The sequence below is a fragment of the Bartonella sp. AD328YNZD genome, assembly GCF_042196425.1.
Map to the genome: position 1 here is coordinate 1 of NZ_JBHIQG010000368.1, position 2,274 is coordinate 2,274.

A 2,274-nucleotide genomic window follows, 5' to 3' on the forward strand; every position below is an offset into this window, starting at 1 on the left:
CAAAAGTAAAAAAAGAATGGCGCATTTACCAGAAAGACTTTTAAGTGGTTACCAAAACTTTATAAACAATCATTTTTTATATAAAATAGCAGATTATCAGCAATTGGTGATTGAGGGGCAGAAACCTGAAGTTTTGGTCATTGCTTGTTGTGATTCGCGTGCAGTACCAGAAATGATTTTTGATGCTAAGCCAGGGGAAATTTTCACCCTGCGCAACGTGGCGAATGTGGTTCCTCCTTTTTCTCCTGATGACCAATATCACGCAACATCAGCAGCTCTTGAATATGCTGTGCAATTGCTTGAGGTGAGACATATTGTCGTTTTTGGTCATGCCCATTGTGGAGGTATTCGTACTGCTCTTAATGAGACATATAAATCTTTATTATCAAATGATTTTATCGGTCAATGGATCAGTCTTTTAGCACCAGCCGCAGAAATTGTTTTGAATAATAAGTCGCTGTCGTGGCCAGAAAAACAGACGGCATTAGAGCAGCTTTCTATTCGTCATTCGTTGAGAAATTTAGAGACGTTTCCATGGATAAAGCTTCGCAAAGATCAAGGTTTTTTGACATTGCATGGGGTTTGGTTTGATATCTCTAGCGGAAAATTATGGAGCATGGAACAGGAAACAGGTTGTTTTATGCGTGTTGAAGTTGAAAGTTTTGAAGTATAGTATTTGTTGTTTTTATTTCTTCGTATAAAAAGACATTTTATGATAAAACTTGACAAAGCTGGGGTTTTATTGTTTGAAGGAGCAAGCTTTCAGTGACAAAATTAACTTGGAGCCACCGACTGAGACCCCGGTTTAAGGGTATAAAGAGATCTCAGAGGTCAACATCCGACGGCGCGATGCGTTCTCGGATGCTATTTTGGTTTGTTTGTTATGCAACAATGAGGTAAATGATGTTTGAATCCTTGCAAGAGCGACTTGGTTCTATCCTGTCTCATTTGACGGGACGTGGCGCTTTATCGGATCAGGATGTTGTAGAGGCGCTGCGTGAAATTCGTCGCGCTTTATTGGAAGCTGATGTTGCTCTTGATGTTGTGCGCTCTTTTACCGATAGAGTTCGGGAAAAAGCTGTTGGGGCCCAAATCGTTAAATCAATTAAACCAGGCCAAATGGTGGTTAAAATTGTTCATGATGAATTGGTTCATATTCTTGGAAATGAAAGTGTTCTGAGTGATTTAAATGCACCAGCTCCTGTTGTTATCATGATGACTGGTTTGCAAGGTTCGGGAAAAACAACCACAACAGCAAAGCTTGCAAAACGTTTTACTGATAAGCATAATAAAAAAGTTCTCATGGCGTCATTAGATACACGCCGTCCCGCTGCACAGGAGCAATTGCGCCAATTGGGAGAACAGGCAAAACTTGCAAGCTTGCCTATTATTGCGGGTCAGCTGCCCGTTGATATTGCATTACGTGCTGTGCAAGCTGCTAAATTGGGTGGTTATGACGTGCTTATTCTTGACACAGCAGGACGTAATCATATTGATGAAGCTTTGATGCTCGAATTGGCTGAAATTAAAGCATGTTCCCTTCCTCATGAGATTATGTTGGTGGCTGATAGTTTGACGGGGCAAGATGCTGTTCATCTTGCTCGTTCTTTTGATGAGCGTGTAGGGATTACGGGGATTATTTTAACACGGATGGATAGTGATGGGCGTGGTGGCGCTGCTCTTTCTATGCGTGCTGTTACAGGTAAACCAATTAAAGCAATTGGAACTGGTGAAAAAATAGATGCTTTAGAAGAATTTCATCCCAGTCGTATTGCTGATCGTATTCTCGGAATGGGGGATATTGTTTCTTTGGTTGAAAAAGCGGCAGAAACAATGGATCACGAGAAAGCTGCTGCTTTTGCAAAAAAAATGCAAGCCGGAAAATTTGATCTGAATGATCTTGCAGAACAGTTGCAGAAAATGAAAAAACTGGGTGGAATGGGCGGTATTATGGGCATGTTGCCGGGAATGGGGAAGGTCAAAGAGCAGATTGCGGCTGCGGGGTTTGATGATCGTTTGTTTGATCGTCAATTGGCCATTATTTCATCTATGACACCGAAAGAGCGGGCGAATCCAGAGCTTTTAAAACATAGCCGCAAACAACGAATTGCTAAGGGGTCTGGTACGACAGCGGCTGATATTAATAAACTTTTGAAGATGTATCGCCAAATGGCTGATATGATGAAAGCCATGGGTAGTAAAGGAAAAAGTGGTTTGATGGGAAAAATGTTGGGAGGCCTTGGTTCCAAAATGGGATTTGGAGGCAAGGGAAAC

At 41.6% G+C, this 2,274-nt stretch carries 2 protein-coding genes; both read left to right on the forward strand.

Going from position 1 to position 2,274, the window contains the following annotated elements; translation table 11 throughout:
• The first annotated feature begins 16 nt into the window (after positions 1–16).
• Positions 17–673, forward strand: a complete 657-nt coding sequence (locus ACFIO3_RS11850) for a carbonic anhydrase (RefSeq protein WP_375606034.1) — start codon at positions 17–19, stop codon at positions 671–673.
• 230 nt (positions 674–903) lie between these two features.
• Positions 904–2,274: signal recognition particle protein (gene ffh, locus ACFIO3_RS11855; protein ID WP_375704513.1), on the forward strand; the 1,371-nt coding region annotated here is incomplete at its 3' end.